This window comes from candidate division WOR-3 bacterium (assembly GCA_016934535.1).
Taxonomy (GTDB): domain Bacteria; phylum SDB-A; class SDB-A; order SDB-A; family SDB-A; genus JAFGIG01.
Map to the genome: position 1 here is coordinate 76,162 of JAFGSQ010000024.1, position 15,703 is coordinate 91,864.

Consider the following 15,703-nt stretch of genomic DNA (forward strand, 5'->3'; position numbering starts at 1 on the left):
GATAATACATTTTTTATGATTATCATCCGCTTGTCAATAAATATTTTTTTGGATGTTAATTTCCTTCGAGAATTTCAATTATTTTTGACGCCATGCCGTATATAGTTGAAAGTTCCGCAAAATAAGGCGAATCCCTGTCTATGTCTCTTTGAAGGGATTCGGCATGTTTCTTTATGAAAGCGGCTTTTTCGGCGATTTCATTATCGCAGTCAATTTTACCCGGGCTGATTTTTTTTCCGTATGCTTCTTCGCACGGCAAAAGAAAAGGGCTTTCTATTTTTTTCATGCTTTTTTGTTCACGGGAAAAATCCTCGGCGGACAGGTCCAGAAAACGAGCTGTTTCCTGGGCGTTCCCTTTTATTACAGCAGGAATCTCATCAGCCAAAACCACTACGTCGTATTCTGAAGCTCTTATTATCTCCCGTCTGTAGAGAAAAAGCATTTTGTAGAAAAAGGACATCGTCTGCCACATTCCCTTGTTATCGTTGACATTATTAAGAAGTATCAACGCGTGCGGGATCAAAGGTTCATCACAAAGCAAATAGAAATAAAACGGCGGATTTTCAAAGAAAAAAACCCCTTCGCACAGTTTTCTTGAAAGTTCCCTCAAAGAAGTGTTGGGTAAGAGCTTTCTGGGGACCGAGTCGGTGTTTGATTTGCACAGATAAAGGCTTCCGTTCAAGGTCATGAGATATATGCCGAATTTTTCTGAAGACGAATTAAGCAGAAACTCAGAAAAATATCCGTTCACCGCGAACGGTTTTTCGTTAATTTGGGCTGAGCTCTTCAAAGCGACATCAATGTAGTTCAAAATTCTCTTTCCTTAATTTGCATTTACTTATATTATTTCCTAATGCGATAACGTGTCAAGACAGTACTTGTTTTTTTCAATAAGGAGGAAATATGAGCGATCTCGGCAACACAATAAGAAATGCCGGAGACTGGCTGGCAAAACATATACCCGGATTCGCCGGCTACATAAAAAGAGAGGAACGAAGAGGAGCCGACAAATTGTACAGAGACTATCTCGCCTCTCAGCTCATCCAAAGCCGCGCTCATTTGTCCAGGGCAACGGTAACTCTCACAGATTCTCAGGATTTCGCATCTTTGAAAACGTTGTCGAGAATAGACGCCAAACTGGAAACCAACACCGACAGGATAAGGCTCGCCGATTACGGTTATACCGGGTGGTTCGACCTCGTTCAGATAGACCAGGAACAGCTGGCCCAGCTCTATGAATACGACGTCAATCTGGCGAGATTCGTCGATGATATTTCCGAATCCGCCAAAAAAATGGAAACTGCGGGCCCCGAAGAAGTATCGTCCATACTTGTGCAGTTGAACCTGTCCATTGACGCGCTCGAAGCTAAACTCAAAGAAAGAGACAATCTTTTCATAAACGGCATTAACAGAGGAGAATGATAATGGCTCTAAAACTGATGGACATAATCGAATACCACGACTCTACGGGTGAGATTATGGTACACAGGGTCCCTGAATCGGGATCCGCTGAAACAAAACTCGGCAGTCAGCTCATAGTCAGAGAAGACCAAAAAGCAGTCTTCTTCAGGGACGGACAAGCTCTGGACGTTTTCGGTCCCGGTAAGCACACGCTGACTGCGGCGAATCTTCCGGTACTGACAAATTTTATAGGCAAGCTTTTCGACGGCAGAAGCCCATTCAGGACAGAAGTAGTATTTGTAAACACAAAAACATTCACTAATTCCAAGTGGGGGACTCCTGAACCTATTCCTTTCAGGGACAAAGAACTTAAATTCGTAAGGATAAGAGCTTTCGGGGCTTATTCGATGCGGATAATTGAATCTCAGCTTTTTGTCAACAAAGTTGTCGGATCTCAGGGAAGATATTCCAGAGAGCAAATAGAAGATTTCCTGAGGAACATAATTATTGCGAGATTTGCCGATTTTCTGGGAGAAGTAGCTTCCAAAGGAGTTTCCATATTCGACCTTGCGAGCAACTATGATGAAGTTGCTATAGGAGCGAAATCAAGAGTACAGGGAGATTTTGAAAAATACGGCCTTGAACTGACTGATTTTCTCATTAACGCAATAAGCCTGCCTGAAGCCGTCCAGAAAATGATAGACGAAAGAGCTTCCGTGGAGGCGATGGGAGGCCTTGGAGGTTTCACACAGTATCAGGCGGCCAGCGCCATGAGAGACGCCGCAAAGAATGAAGGCGGAGGAGCTGGAACCGGAATGGGTATGGGAGCCGGCCTCGGCATGGGAATGATGATGCCGGGTATGATAAGCCAGGCCATGCAGGGAAACATGCAATCTCAACAGACCAAACCCTGCCCTCACTGCAACGCGGCCATACCGGCCACAGCGGCTTTCTGTCCCAATTGCGGAAAACCGACTCAGACTACGAAGGCCTGCCCTCACTGCAGCAATCAGATTCCTGCCGATGCCAAATTCTGTCCTAATTGCGGCAAAGAAACGACTCCTCAAAAAGTCAACTGCCCTCATTGTAAAAAACCGATACAGGCGGGCGTTAAATTCTGTCCTGAATGCGGAAAACAGATATCGGAATAATTTTAAAACAGGATAAATGATGAGAAAAATAAAATTGCTGACGATAGCTATTGCGTTGTTTTTAGCTGCAGGACTCGATGCTTACTCGGTATCGCTTTCACCGGGGATATCGGTCCTGTCTTCAAAATATTTCGACAACGGAAGAGTTCTGACAGTAGGAACGGAAAGCGGGAAAAAATTCGCCGGTTTCTCTCCTTTTGCTGACTTTTCCCTGATTCAGGCCAGGGGCAGCAGCAGAGACGATCTGACTTTGAGCGTCTTTCTTCTCAAAACCGGTTTAAGAAGACGCCTTTTCAATGTCACACCGAGAAACGAGATTTCGTTTTCTTTATCTTACGGAACTTCCATGACTGAAATATCTACCGACAACACTTCAGAAAGTTCTTACATATCCTGGATTTTTCCTTCCGCGAAAATGACTTTTGAACTTACACAATCTCTGGGTCTGACTGGAGATTTTTCTTACGGTTATTCATTAGACGAATCACATTCTTCCATGATAATGCTCGGTTTGGGCATTGAGATAGTGAGGTAAAAAGTGAAAAACTCGATAATCCTTATTTTGACAGTTCTGATATCGGGATGTTCGGGAGATTCCAACCTTTCGCGCATTTCAAACGAGTATTTTCCTCTTCCTGACACGGGAAGTTTTTGGACGTTTTCCGACACCCTTAACAATACAGCTTCGATTTCCGTATCTTCAGTTAATTATCTGCATCAGGGCAGATATTGTTCGGTTTGGGATTTTAACGGCACATACTTTTACGTTTGGAAAGATGACGGAAGCGTCAAAACCTACAGAACTTTCACCAGAAATTTCGGAGGCTCATCCTATGTCGTTGAAAACCGCTGGGCGGATTTAATAAAACTGCCGCTCATAGACGGAGACAGATGGTCTGAACGGTACACGAACAGCATCAATATTGCGGGTGTTCCATATGCAATAGAAATCACGACTGACGTATCGGTAACAAAGAAAGATGTTTTTACCGTACCTTTGGGCTCCTTCTCTGATTGCTACCGAGTTGAGATAACAGAGAACGTAAAGGAGACTTCGTCTCTGATGGGGAATCAGAGTTCGACGACACGCATGTCTTACGTCCTGGCTCCTTCGAAAGGTATTGTCTTTTTTAAAGATTCCACGGGTGAATACTATCTGACGGCCATTGAACTCAATTAGCTTATTCTATGCCCTTTTTCTCAGTTGCGCTTCTGACGGTCTGGGAATTTTTATATTTTTTTTCCGTTTTCCTCGCGCGTAAAAAAAACAGACGTATATTTCTGATCTTATCAGGCGCTTTTTTAATTGTTGTTTCTTTCTTTCTCAGCCGCGCGGGTACCAGCGCCGTTCTCTTTTCTTCCTTCGTTTTTCTCAACATCTACTTTTATTTCGTTATGTTCGATAAGAACAGAGCCGCCGCGTCGTGGACAGGTGTCGCCTCTCTTTTATCGTTCGGCATTTTAGATCTTAAGTCGTCTTTCGGCTTTGTGCTTAACGAAAGCGAGATATCATACAATGGTGTCAATTGGAACATAGTCGGAATTTTCGCTGGAACGATGATACTTGCCGATCTTTTCATGAAATCCCGCGCTCCCGAGTTTATATCTGAAAAAATCACTAAAAAAGCCAGTACCGCAGGGGTGGCGATAGTCCTCGTTTCTGTTTTTTCAGGGGCGATTTCGATTGTCTGTGAAAATGTCGCGGCTCTGCTGATAGTCGCTCCTGTAGCTTTCAGTGTGGCTGACAAACTGAAGATATCCCCTGTGCCCTTTCTCGTTTCTTCGGCAATATTTTCCAATCTCGAAGGGGCTTCGACTCTCATCGGCGATCCGCCGAGCATCATCCTGGCAGCAAACACCGGAATGAATTTTAACGACTTTTTTTTCTATCACGGCAGACCCGGTATGTTCTTTGCCATACAGGCTGGAGCTCTGGCGGGATTCGCTTTCTTGTTTTTTTATTTCAGAAAACTCAGACAGCCCATTGAGACCGTCGAAGTTACAAAAGTTTTGTCCTGGTTCCCCGCTTTCCTGCTTTCTTTTCTGACTCTGGGTCTGGCTCTTTTGTCGGTTTTCAAACTCGGCTTCGATTTCACGGGCGGTATTTTCTGTTTGCTGACAGCAGCCTTTGGTCTCTTTTGGTGGAAGTTAAAACAAAAAAAAGGGGGCACGTTCAGAAAGACGCTGGGTGAATTCGACTTTGAAACGGTTTTTCTGCTGATGGGTATATTTATTTTGGTCGCCGGTTTGAGCAAAACCGGCGTAATAGACAAACTTGCCGCCTTTCTGGGAGAAAAAACAGCCGGAAATTTCCCCGCTTCCTTTCTTTTTTTCACTATCACCAGCGTAATATTCTCGGCCTTCATTGACAATGTCCCGTTTGTTACGGCTATGGTTCCGATCTGTCTTTCGATGGCCTTAAAAACCGGCCTTGGAGAAGTTCAGACTCTGTCACTCGCTTTCGCAGTGACACTGGGAGCGTCCATCGGAGGAAACATCACGCCTATCGGAGCGTCTTCCAACATAGTCGCGGTGGGACTTTTGAAAAAAAAAGGTCTCAAAGTTACGTTTTTCGACTTTCTTAAAATCGGCCTGCCATTCACTTTATTTTCAACTGCCGCAGCTGCGGGATTTATTTTTTTTTTCTGGCGTTAATCATTAACATGGTCAAATAATCACGAATCTTTTTATTGCTATACTTCAGTTAATATCTTAAAATCCTGAATATCGGAATTTGCTACAAACTTTATAAACCAGGAGGGTGCATGAAGAGCAAATCAGTATTGTTATTGTTGGTTGCGGCGGCTTTTCTGATTCCGCTCTCGACGCTCAGCGGAAGAGTGAGCCTCGACGGATCAGGCGGTTGGTTCAGAATCCCGTCAGCTTACAACCTCGGCAAAGGAACTTTCACGATTGGCTCAAGGTTAATGCTCAATTATTACGCGTTCGAGGATTCTTTTCCGACTACCCTGATTTACTACGACACGACTTGGGTGGGACCGGTTTTCACTGTCGACACGACGACCAGAGACACGGTGGTCAGTACTGGAGACGCTCTTATGTGTATTACAGTTCCATTCGGAATCTCTTACGCGATTACAGATTTCGACGAATTCGGGATTTCGGGCGTTTTTTATTATGACCGTTTCATCGCCCAGCACATACACATAAGACCTGACAATCCAGGAATAATCGAAAACGACTCACTCGGCACTTTCCAATATTTCGGAAGGAACAGTATTGTCAGCTCCGCTATTGGCGATATTTCTGTGTTCTACAAAAGAACCATTCCAGTCAACGAAAAATTTACAATGGGCGGATTAATTCAGATAATATTCCCTACCGGTCCTGAGAGAGAGGATTCTTTCGTCAGAAGGACGACCCCGGACAGTCTCAGGGTCAGCGAGGACGACATAACATGGAACGGAGGCCTGTTCAGGACTTTCAGACAGGGATTCGGCGGCGGAGTCAGCCTGATAGGCTCTTTCAAACCTATCCCTGAATCTCCGTTCTCTCTCGGAGGAATAGTCGGTTACAATTACTTGGGCTACAATGAATATCAGACATTGCTCGTCGGCATTGGCGCTTCTTTCAAAGGAAAGTATTTCGAGCCTTTCGTAGAAGCGACAGGAACTTTCGTACTTTCTCCCGACAGCATTGCAAGCCCTCTGAGACTGACTCCCGGACTCCGCTTCACATCTCTGCCGGGGCTTTATCTTGACATAGCTTACGATTTCAGGCTGACTTCGAACGACAAGTACAACGTCGAAAGTTACGCATTCAGCCCGGACTGGCTCGCTTCAGTTGGATTCGGCTGGTCATACGATTTCATCCCGGACCGCCCGAAACTCGCCTGGATTGCCGGAACAGTGATGGACTCCAAAACAATGACAGGCATATACGGAGCGAGCGTCGCGTTTGAAGACACAACGGCCGACGGATTTCTCTTCCCCACGCTGGCCACGGACGATTACGGTGCATGGTTCGTAGCCGACATACCTGCTCCCAGGTATATCGAGGTAACGGCAACTGCTCCCGGTTATTCATCAGTAAGTCCCAGACCCGTTTACGTTTCTCCGGGCGATTCTGTGACCGGCCTCGATTTCGTTCTCGAGCAGAATCTCGGCATTATAAAGGGCGTAGTCTATGAGATCAAAACCGACGCTTCAACGGCGCCCATAGCCGCCAACATTAACATTACGGGAGACACGACCCTGTCGATTTCGACTGACGAAAACGGCAGATTTGAAATCACTCTTCTTCCCGGTACATTCAATTTTGAAGCTTACGTAGCCGGATATATTCCGTCGAAAAAGGAATTCAGTCTCGAAAGCAAACAGGTTTTGGTCGCGGAGTTCAATCTTCTCAAAGAGAAAGCCGAACTGGTGTTCCACAACATAAACTTCGAAGTCAACAAAGCTGAACTTCTGCCGGAATCCTATCCCATCCTCGACCAGCTCGCGAGACTTCTCAAAGAAAATCCCGACGTAAAGATAGAAATACAGGGACACACTGACAGCGACGGAAGCAACGCTCACAACCAGCAGCTTTCCGAAGCGAGAGCCGGTTCTGTTCGGAACTACCTGATCAACTCTCACGGAATCTCCCCTGAAAAACTCATCGCCATAGGTTACGGCGAGTCGAGGCTCATGATTTCACCCGAGAGATCGAGAGAAGACAAGAGAATGAACAGAAGAGTGGAATTCCACGTCATAGATAACTAAGCGAGGTGAAAGATGAAAAAATATTCGATCGCACTTATATTTCTCCTCGTCTCTACGGCTCTGTCAGCTGTTCTTCCCACGAGGACTCTCAGCGTCGAGACGGGCTACATACTGCCGCACAGAGATTCTAAAATCGGCATCGGCGACGTTGCGGTAGGACTTTACGATTACACTCAAATAGGCTCGAACTCTCTGCTTGACGTTTTCCTTATACCGAACGTCAAGATCAAAGGCGGCGGTTTCATAGGAGAGCTTCCTATTTCAGTTTCTGCGGGAGCATACTACTGGGATTTTCTGGGATACTCTCCTATTCTCTCTCAGTCAACCAATGAAGTTCTCACCGATGAACTCACCGGCACCCTGACGGGCAAGCTCTACGGTTACGGTTTCTTCTTCGGTGCAAGCTATTTGATATCCGAAAAACTCGGTTCCATTCACATTGGATACGAAATTGACAAAGTGATAACCGACATCCGCGGTATCGGCGATTTCTCAATTGACCCCAGAGAGTACGTTGAAAACACGGACATTTATCTCATAAGCCCGAGAGTCTGGGGCGAAGTCGATTCCTGGCATCAGACGGTGACGGCCGCCAACGATTTTTCGTTCGGAGTTGTGAAACTTTACACCGAGTTGGGTTACGACTTCCAACTTGAAAAAATGAAGTGGGGCGCCGGATTCGGCATTAACGCCGCTTCGAACTGCGAAATCATACTCGGAGTCCTCGGCCCAGGCGTAGAGATGGATGACGTCAACACAGGCGTAGTACCGGTTGTTCAGGCAATATGGAACTTCGACTTCAGGGAGGAAGAATGAACAGGAAATTGATTTTTATCGCGATCGCGCTTGCCGCCGTCACTGTTATCGGCTGCAACACGATAGTTCACATCACCAGCCGTTCCGACCCGAAAAGTCTCGACACCAGTGTCGGCGGCAGAATAAACAAACCGTACGATTACGAAAAAGTCTCCGGCCTCGACATCCCGGAAGACATCTCCATGAAACTGGTTCGCGCCCATTTTTACGGGCACGTTGCTCTCAGCGTTGACTCAGGAGCAGTCGATTCACTGAGACCGAGCAAAATTTATGTCTTCCTGAGCAAAACCGAACCCACGGACGTCCCCATGGACACTACTTTATCAGTCCCTCCTGTCAATCCGGTTTACAACAGGGACAACCACAGATTGATAGTGACCATAGAATTTGAACCTCTCAGTCCTCTCGGTGATTCCGCGGACTTCACTTTCAACGCCGAACTTAACAAAGACGATCTTTTGTGGGCAGACGCGATATTCAAATCGAGAACAGACTTTTACGTCAAAGCCATACTGATACCGCCCATCACAAATGTATCAGTTAACACGGACGTCACCGCGTTTGTAGACGATGCTTATTTCGAAGTTGATTTCGAAAAAGAAACAGGGGGACTTTTCCCTCTTCTTTTCTGGTTCTGATTAACTTTGAGGGGAGGCTTTTATTAGCTTCCCCTCTTCAAAAAACCGATGAAATATTCCGATTCCGGCGTTGACATAGAGAAAGCCGAAAGAGCGCTCGGAAGAATTAAAGAACTCGTTAAATCCACTTTCAACGAAAGAGTCGTGCAGGACATCGGCAATTTCGGAGCGGTCTTCTCATACCGGGAAAACAGATACCTGGTGTCATCCGCCGACGGTGTCGGAACCAAGCTCAAGATAGCTTTCGCCACGGGAGTTCACAGCACTATCGGTCAGGATCTTGTAAACCACTGCGTCAACGACATATTTGTTCTCGGAGCAAGCCCGATGTTTTTTCTCGACTACATAGCGTCGGGAAAAATCGTGGAAGACACTTACGAGAGAATAATTGACGGCCTCTCTCGGGCATGCAAAACCAATTCATGTTGTCTGATAGGCGGCGAGACGGCCGAAATGCCCGGCTTTTACATGGAAGGCGAATACGACATAGCAGGTTTCATTGTGGGCGAAGTAGGAAAGGAAGACATCCTCGGGTCACAAAGAGTATCTGCAACTGACATAATATACGGAATAGAATCCTCAGGTCTTCACACAAACGGATATTCTCTGGCGAGAAAGATACTCGAAAACAAAAAAATAGATTTGTCGGACTACCAGCAGGATATCTCTTCTTCGTGGGGCGAGGCTCTTTTGAAAATTCACAGGACTTACTACCCTCTTCTCAGGGAAGCCGTTCAGGAAAAAAAACTCGTTTCGGCAATGGCTCACATCACGGGCGGCGGTATAGGAAAGAATCTGAAAAGATCAATTCCGGCAGATTTGAACGCCGTCATTGAAATGAACTGGCAGATACCGGCCGTTTTCAGCGCTCTGAAATCTCTCGGAAATGTTGACGAATCGGAAATGATGCTGGCATTCAACATGGGGATGGGAATGATTTGTTCGGTTCCGCAGAACAAATGCCGGGAATTCGAAACCTACCTCGGTTTAAAAGGCGAACCCGTCCACAGAATAGGTTTCTTCGAAAAAGGGTCGGGAGATGTCAGGTTTGCGGGATCTTAAAAAAGACAATCGCTCGGAATTTTTTTTGTTTCTGTTAAAAAAAAGAAAACCTCACGACGCACTTTCTCTTATCAAAGCGACTGTAAAAGAAGCCGGAACTCAGTGGGGATTCGCCTCACCGGCTGTATTCAGGCATTGGAACATGAGCTCTTTAAAAGACATCTTCGATTTCACAGGATCTCTTCCCGAATACTCAGAAATGGATTTTTCATATCCCCCCTCGCTAGGCATCATCAGAATTAATGATATTTTTTCTTTTTGACTTGTAAAATTTCATAAAACTCTTATATTTTCTTTAGACCTCACGATTAACGCCTTCCGTCTTTACCTTAAGTGTTTTATGCGTTAATATTGTTGTTAATCTTTTTACAACGTCGTTGAGAATAGTCAAAACAGCGTGTTTTAGGCAAATAAAACAATAGAGTTTTGGGAGAAAACTTCAATGTACAAGATTCACGATGAAAGCCCTTTGATGGATATTATCGTAAAAAAAACGTCAGTGGTTTTGACGGTGGAAGTTCCCGGTCTCAAAGCCGAAGACATAATAATTCAGCTGAACGAGGACAAGATCACGCTGATTTCAAAGATTCCTCCGGCCTTAACAGTCGAGGGTAAATACGTTTTAATGGAAAGATGTCACAGACCGTTTAACAGGACAATTTCTCTTCCTCATAAAATCGATCCTGATTCTATTAAGACAAATCTATCGGGAGGAATTCTCACGATTCATCTGTCAATATTAAAGGAGGTTCGTTCTGCAAGGACAATCCAGCTACTCTGAAAAAAAACCGCTGCCCGCGATCCCTCCGGTAATTTTACCTCTTTTGGTGCTTGACAAGCAGATAATTTACCCAAATCTCCCGTTAGTTGTAATTGTGTCGGGTCAAAAAGACATTGACATGATTAACGAAATCCTCAAATCCAGAGACAAAACGCTGGTCGCGGTTTTGAAAAAGGAAAACAACGAAGAAGGATTGCCCCTCGAAAACTACGTATACGAAACCGGAGTCATTTCTCTAGTGACAAAACTCATGAATTACGACGACAATTACAGGATCATAATTCAGGGAAGAAAAAGAGTCAGACTTCAGAAAATATTCGACAAAGACACATACTCAAAAGCGGAAGTCGTATCGATTGATGACACAAACGAAACGGGCGTGGAAACAGACGCCTTGCACAGATCCCTTCAAAACACTTTTATAGATCTGATAGAAGAAACTCCCGCAATACCCCAGGAGCTGAAAATCGTCATCAAAGAGATAGACAAACCCGGAAGCCTTGCGGACTTTGTATCCATGCACATAAACATGGACATAACAGACAGGCAGAAAATACTGGAAACCCCTGACGTCAGAGAGAGAATAAGATTCGTTCTCGAAAAAGTAATAGATGAACTGGAGATTGCAAAAGTTGCATCAAAAATAAGGAAAGACGTTGAAGAAAAAGCCGAAGACAGCAGAAAAGAATATTTTTTAAGAGAACAGATGAAAGCCATAAAAAAAGAACTCGGTGAAAAAGACGATTCTGCGAGAGAGATCGGCGAAATTCAGGAGAAGATGCAAAAAACGCTTCTCACTGAAGAGGCAAAAAAAGCCTGTGAGAAGGAGATTGAAAGAATAAATCAGATGCCTCCTGCCTCCGCAGAATACTCTGTTTCGAGGACATACATTGACTGGATACTCGATCTTCCATGGGGAGTTTACACCAAGGACAAAGCAAACATACGCAATGCAAAAAGCATTCTCGATTCCGACCATTACGACCTGAAAGACGTAAAAGAAAGAATACTGGAATTCATAGCAGTCAGAAAACTAAAGAACGACGTCAAAAGTCCGATAATTTGCTTTTTAGGTCCTCCCGGAGTCGGAAAGACTTCACTCGGTCAGTCAATAGCCAAAACCCTGGGAAGAAAATTTGTCAGGTTTTCTCTTGGAGGGATCAGGGACGAAGCGGAAATAAGGGGTCACAGAAGAACATACGTAGGCGCGATGCCGGGAAGGATAGTCCAGGGAATCAGAAGGGCTGAGTCTGCTAATCCGCTGTTCATGCTCGATGAGATAGACAAGCTCGGCGTCGATTTCCGGGGTGATCCCGCTTCGGCTCTTTTAGAGGTGCTGGACCCCGAGCAGAATTCAGGTTTCAGGGATCATTACCTGGATCTGTCATTCGATTTGTCGAAAGTCCTTTTCATCATGACCGCCAACACAACTGCAACCATACCGCCTGCGCTGTTAGACAGAATGGAGATAATAGAACTCTCTGGTTACACCACCGAGGAAAAAATTGAAATAGCCAGGATACACCTGCTCCCCCGGCAATTGAAAGAAAACGGATTAGACGGTAAAAATATAAGTTTCAGTAATGAGGCGATTGAAACCATAATATCCAACTACACTTTCGAAGCAGGGGTCAGAAATCTTGAGAGGAACATTTCAAGAATATGCAGAAAAATAGCGAAAAAAATAGCTTCCTCATCCGCTCTCGAAACAACCGCTTCTGAAATTACAAAGCAATCAATCACGAAATTCCTCGGTCCTCCTAGGCAGATTCATGAGAAAAAACTGCCCGTTCCCCAGGTAGGCATTTCCACAGGCCTGGCTTGGACGCCAAACGGCGGGGAGATTCTTTTCATCGAATCAATATTCATGCCCGGGAAAGGCAATCTCATTCTCACCGGCCAGCTCGGAGACGTCATGAAAGAATCCGCTATGGCGGCTCTGACATATCTGAAAGCGACCGTCGTAAAAAAAGACGGAAGTCAGGACTTTTTTAAAGACAAAGATTTCCACATTCATGTTCCGGCCGGAGCCATACCTAAAGACGGACCGTCTGCCGGAGTGGCTATTGTTTCAGCTTTGTACAGCAGAATCAACAACATCAAATTGAAAAATGAAGTAGCCATGACGGGAGAGATTACGCTTTCCGGAAGAGTTTTGCCCGTCGGCGGAATAGAGAACAAAGTGTTGGCTGCGAAAAGGTCCGGTGTTAAAACAGTAATACTCCCGAAAGACAACGCCGCTGATTTTTCTCAAATACCGGCAGAAAAGAAAAAGGGGATAAAACCCATTTTCGTCGAAAGCATTGATAAAGTCCTGAAATACGTAATTCATACAAAGGGAGAATGAATTGATAAGCGATTTGTTGAAACCCGAAAGCGTTATTATTAGCAATGAAAAATTTAACTTCGAGAATGCTCTCGAAGCACTAATCGAAGTCATCGAAATAAATCCCGAATCCAAACCCGCTCTCAAAGATCTGCTCATAAAACGGGAAGAACTCATTTCCTCAAGACTCGGAAAAGGAGTCATGATTTTCAGAGCCTGGCCTGTCGAAGCCGACAACGCATATTTTTCTCTCGGAATTTTTCCCGAAGGCCTCGACGTAGAGACTTTCGACGGAGAAGACATAAAAATCGCCGGGCTTTTGGCCGCGCCTAAAAACAGGGAACACGATTACCACGAAAATCTCGTCTCTGTTTTGAGGCTTTTCAACGAAAATTCACTCAGGGACGATCTGCTGCTTTGCGAAGACGCTTCAAAAATCATTGAGTTGATAAAGGAAGAGGAGACAGAATTTGAAAAGTCAGTCTGATATGACAAAATTCGCGACCTCTTACAGGACTTCTCTTTGCGGGGAAATCCGCGGCTCCATGACCGGCAACAATGTAAGGCTTTGCGGCTGGATAAACAGCCTCAGAAAACACGGAGGCATTACATTCATTGATCTTCGCGACAGATCCGGGATCGTTCAGATAGTAGTTCATCCTGAAAATATCACGGAGACCTCCTTCAGGCTCGAATCAGCGATATCAATTGAAGGATCTGTAAGAAAAAGACCCGAAGACATGGTCAACAGGGATATCTCTACCGGCGAAATCGAGATAGAAGCCGCGTCAGTTTCTCTTGTCTCCGACACCATTCCATTACCCTTTCTGCCTGAAGAAGAAGTTAAAGCTTCAACCGAGCTCCGACTCAAACACAGATACCTGGACCTTAGAAGGAACGTCATGTTCAGAAATCTTTGGACCCGCCATCTCACAGTTCAGGCCATAAGGGATTTCCTTGCGAAAAACGGCTTCATCGAAATCGAAACACCATACATGACGGCTCCGACACCCGAAGGCGCGAGAGATTACCTGGTCCCCAGCCGGATTCACCCGGGGAAATTTTACGCTCTGGCACAGTCCCCTCAGCTCTACAAACAACTGCTAATGGTGTCCGGCGTTGATAGATATTTCCAGTTCGCAAGATGTTTCAGGGACGAAGATATGAGAGCTGACAGACAGCCCGAACACACTCAGATAGACATTGAGATGAGTTTTGTCTCCCAGGAGGACGTACTTGCAACGGCCGAAAACCTTTTCAGCCACATTTTCAAGACCGTCCTTGGAAAAGACATACCTGTTCCGTTTACGAGGCTCACCTACGAAGAAGCTCAGTCGAGGTTCGGTTCAGACAAACCTGACAACCGTTTCGGCACCGAGCTTTTTGAAATCACTGACGCAGTACGGGATTGCGGCATGCGCATTTTAGACGGCTCTCCTTTCACCGTCAGCTTATTCGCGGAAAATTTCCTTCCTTCCCGAAAAGAAATCGAAGAACTCGAAAAAACAGCCAAAGATAATTCTGCCGGTGGACTGCTGTGGGTGAAATTTGAAGGATCAAGCGAAAGCGGCCCCATGTCAAAATACCTGAATCCCCGGCTCAGATCCGCGATCAATCCCGATAATAAAAATGGATGCGCATTAATCGTTGCGGGAGAGAAAGACCGGAGCAGAAAAGCTCTCGGCGCCGTAAGACTTGATGTTGGCAAAAGGACCGGAGCAATAAAAGATTCTTTCAATTTTCTCTGGGTAACAGATTTTCCTCTATTCGAAAAGGACGAAAACGGGGTATGGACGCCGTGTCATCACATATTCACCATGCCTAATCCCGAAGATATAAATCTCCTAGAAGAAGACCCGGGAAAAGTTAGAGGCCTGCAATATGACCTGGTGTTAAACGGGGTCGAACTCGCTTCCGGAAGCATAAGAAATCACAATCCCCGACTTCAGGAAAAGTGCTTTTCCATATTGGGATTTACTCCGGAACAGATTGAAAAAAGATTCGGATTCCTGATTCACGCTTTTGAATACGCGCCTCCGCCTCACGGAGGAATAGCGCCGGGTATTGACAGGCTGGTCATGATGATGACAGGTTCGAAAAGCATCTCCGACGTCATTGCTTTTCCGAAAACCCTTCAGGCGACAGGTCTCATGGAAGACTGCCCTCGCGAAATTGAACAGGAACAATTAAAAGAACTCGGGCTCAAAAAAGAGCAACAATGAAAATTCTTCATTATCCGGACCCCGTTCTGAAAACCAAAACACCCGACGTCGAATCGTTCGATTCGGACCTGAAAGAGATCATTGAAAATATGGTTCCGGTGATGAAAGAACTCGACGGAGTAGGCCTCGCTGCAAATCAGGTAGGAATCTTGAAAAACATCTTCATAGTCCAGATACCAAAAAAAGAACTGCTCGTTGCCGTCAATCCCAGAATAATATCTTTCTCGGACGAGGAGTTTTTGATGGAAGAAGGATGCCTGAGTTTACCGGGCGTATACATCGAGATCGCCAGACCCAAAACCGTAACCCTCGAGGCTTATGATGCCGAGGGAAATAAATTTGTTTTAGAAGGCAAAAATCTGCTCGCACGGGCTTTCTGCCATGAAACCGAGCACCTGAAAGGCAAAGTCATTCTCGATCATCTCGATTTTGACGAAAGGCTTAAATTCGAGACCCAGTTGAGCTCGAGAAAGATTTTCTAAAAATCCATATATAAAATTTAATATTTTTCTGCCTGAATCATCCTCGGATAAATTACAGTAATATTATAATCACCAATAATGAAAGTTGTTCCATGGCTGG

At 45.2% G+C, this 15,703-nt stretch carries 16 protein-coding genes; 15 read left to right on the plus strand and 1 reads right to left on the minus strand.

The genetic code is table 11. From position 1 onward, the window contains the following. Positions 1–55: 55 nt before the first annotated feature. Complete coding sequence (locus JXL83_04760) at positions 56–811, minus strand: hypothetical protein (GenBank protein MBN2363424.1); 756 nt, start codon at positions 809–811, stop codon at positions 56–58. A 92-nt stretch (positions 812–903) separates the two neighbouring features. Between JXL83_04760 and JXL83_04765 the strand changes: the two genes are divergently transcribed. The 15 genes from JXL83_04765 (at position 904) to def (ending at position 15,603) form a co-directional block, all read left to right on the plus strand. Then, complete coding sequence (locus tag JXL83_04765; GenBank protein MBN2363425.1) at positions 904–1,422, plus strand: hypothetical protein; 519 nt, start codon at positions 904–906, stop codon at positions 1,420–1,422. Between the two features lie 2 nt (positions 1,423–1,424). Further along, a complete protein-coding gene (locus JXL83_04770; protein ID MBN2363426.1) occupies positions 1,425–2,552 on the plus strand; it encodes an SPFH domain-containing protein in 1,128 nt (375 codons plus the stop codon). A gap of 19 nt (positions 2,553–2,571) precedes the next feature. Continuing rightward, positions 2,572–3,087, plus strand: a complete 516-nt coding sequence (locus JXL83_04775; GenBank protein MBN2363427.1) for a hypothetical protein — start codon at positions 2,572–2,574, stop codon at positions 3,085–3,087. Positions 3,088–3,090: 3 nt separating this feature from the next. Next, positions 3,091–3,732 (plus strand): hypothetical protein, encoded by a 642-nt coding sequence (locus tag JXL83_04780; GenBank protein MBN2363428.1) that lies wholly within the window; start codon positions 3,091–3,093, stop codon positions 3,730–3,732. Positions 3,733–3,740: 8 nt separating this feature from the next. Next, on the plus strand, positions 3,741–5,207 hold the full coding sequence (locus tag JXL83_04785) for an anion permease (protein MBN2363429.1): 1,467 nt from the start codon (positions 3,741–3,743) through the stop codon (positions 5,205–5,207). A gap of 110 nt (positions 5,208–5,317) precedes the next feature. After that, entirely contained in the window at positions 5,318–7,276 is a 1,959-nt protein-coding gene (locus JXL83_04790) for an OmpA family protein (protein MBN2363430.1), read from the plus strand. Between the two features lie 12 nt (positions 7,277–7,288). Then, the gene (locus JXL83_04795; protein MBN2363431.1) at positions 7,289–8,092 is read left to right on the plus strand and encodes a hypothetical protein; all 804 of its coding nucleotides are present in this window, start codon (positions 7,289–7,291) and stop codon (positions 8,090–8,092) included. Next, the gene (locus JXL83_04800) at positions 8,089–8,730 is read left to right on the plus strand and encodes a hypothetical protein (protein ID MBN2363432.1); all 642 of its coding nucleotides are present in this window, start codon (positions 8,089–8,091) and stop codon (positions 8,728–8,730) included. The genes JXL83_04795 and JXL83_04800 overlap by 4 nt, the downstream gene beginning before the upstream one ends. Before the next feature lie 48 nt (positions 8,731–8,778). Then, on the plus strand, positions 8,779–9,792 hold the full coding sequence (locus tag JXL83_04805; GenBank protein MBN2363433.1) for a phosphoribosylformylglycinamidine cyclo-ligase: 1,014 nt from the start codon (positions 8,779–8,781) through the stop codon (positions 9,790–9,792). Positions 9,793–9,817: 25 nt separating this feature from the next. Then, a complete protein-coding gene (locus tag JXL83_04810; GenBank protein ID MBN2363434.1) occupies positions 9,818–10,054 on the plus strand; it encodes a hypothetical protein in 237 nt (78 codons plus the stop codon). 180 nt (positions 10,055–10,234) lie between these two features. Continuing rightward, positions 10,235–10,573: an Hsp20/alpha crystallin family protein gene (locus tag JXL83_04815; GenBank protein ID MBN2363435.1), complete on the plus strand. Its 339-nt coding sequence runs from the start codon at positions 10,235–10,237 to the stop codon at positions 10,571–10,573. 46 nt (positions 10,574–10,619) lie between these two features. Continuing rightward, a complete protein-coding gene (lon, locus tag JXL83_04820) occupies positions 10,620–12,920 on the plus strand; it encodes an endopeptidase La (protein ID MBN2363436.1) in 2,301 nt (766 codons plus the stop codon). 1 nt (position 12,921) lies between these two features. Next, positions 12,922–13,386 carry a PTS sugar transporter subunit IIA gene (locus JXL83_04825; protein MBN2363437.1) on the plus strand — a complete coding sequence of 155 codons (465 nt, stop codon included), beginning with the start codon at positions 12,922–12,924 and terminating at the stop codon, positions 13,384–13,386. Between the two features lies 1 nt (position 13,387). Then, a complete protein-coding gene (aspS, locus tag JXL83_04830; GenBank protein ID MBN2363438.1) occupies positions 13,388–15,121 on the plus strand; it encodes an aspartate--tRNA ligase in 1,734 nt (577 codons plus the stop codon). Then, on the plus strand, positions 15,118–15,603 hold the full coding sequence (def, locus tag JXL83_04835; protein MBN2363439.1) for a peptide deformylase: 486 nt from the start codon (positions 15,118–15,120) through the stop codon (positions 15,601–15,603). The genes aspS and def overlap by 4 nt, the downstream gene beginning before the upstream one ends. The last annotated feature ends 100 nt before the right edge of the window (positions 15,604–15,703 follow it).

Coding starts and splice junctions, on each gene's coding strand:
- JXL83_04765 (MBN2363425.1), top strand. CDS start 904: ATGAGCGATCTCGGCAACACAATAAGAAATGCCGGAGACTGGCTGGCA.
- JXL83_04770 (MBN2363426.1), top strand. CDS start 1,425: ATGGCTCTAAAACTGATGGACATAATCGAATACCACGACTCTACGGGT.
- JXL83_04775 (MBN2363427.1), top strand. CDS start 2,572: ATGAGAAAAATAAAATTGCTGACGATAGCTATTGCGTTGTTTTTAGCT.
- JXL83_04785 (MBN2363429.1), top strand. CDS start 3,741: ATGCCCTTTTTCTCAGTTGCGCTTCTGACGGTCTGGGAATTTTTATAT.
- JXL83_04790 (MBN2363430.1), top strand. CDS start 5,318: ATGAAGAGCAAATCAGTATTGTTATTGTTGGTTGCGGCGGCTTTTCTG.
- JXL83_04795 (MBN2363431.1), top strand. CDS start 7,289: ATGAAAAAATATTCGATCGCACTTATATTTCTCCTCGTCTCTACGGCT.
- JXL83_04800 (MBN2363432.1), top strand. CDS start 8,089: ATGAACAGGAAATTGATTTTTATCGCGATCGCGCTTGCCGCCGTCACT.
- JXL83_04805 (MBN2363433.1), top strand. CDS start 8,779: ATGAAATATTCCGATTCCGGCGTTGACATAGAGAAAGCCGAAAGAGCG.
- JXL83_04815 (MBN2363435.1), top strand. CDS start 10,235: ATGTACAAGATTCACGATGAAAGCCCTTTGATGGATATTATCGTAAAA.
- aspS (MBN2363438.1), top strand. CDS start 13,388: ATGACAAAATTCGCGACCTCTTACAGGACTTCTCTTTGCGGGGAAATC.
- def (MBN2363439.1), top strand. CDS start 15,118: ATGAAAATTCTTCATTATCCGGACCCCGTTCTGAAAACCAAAACACCC.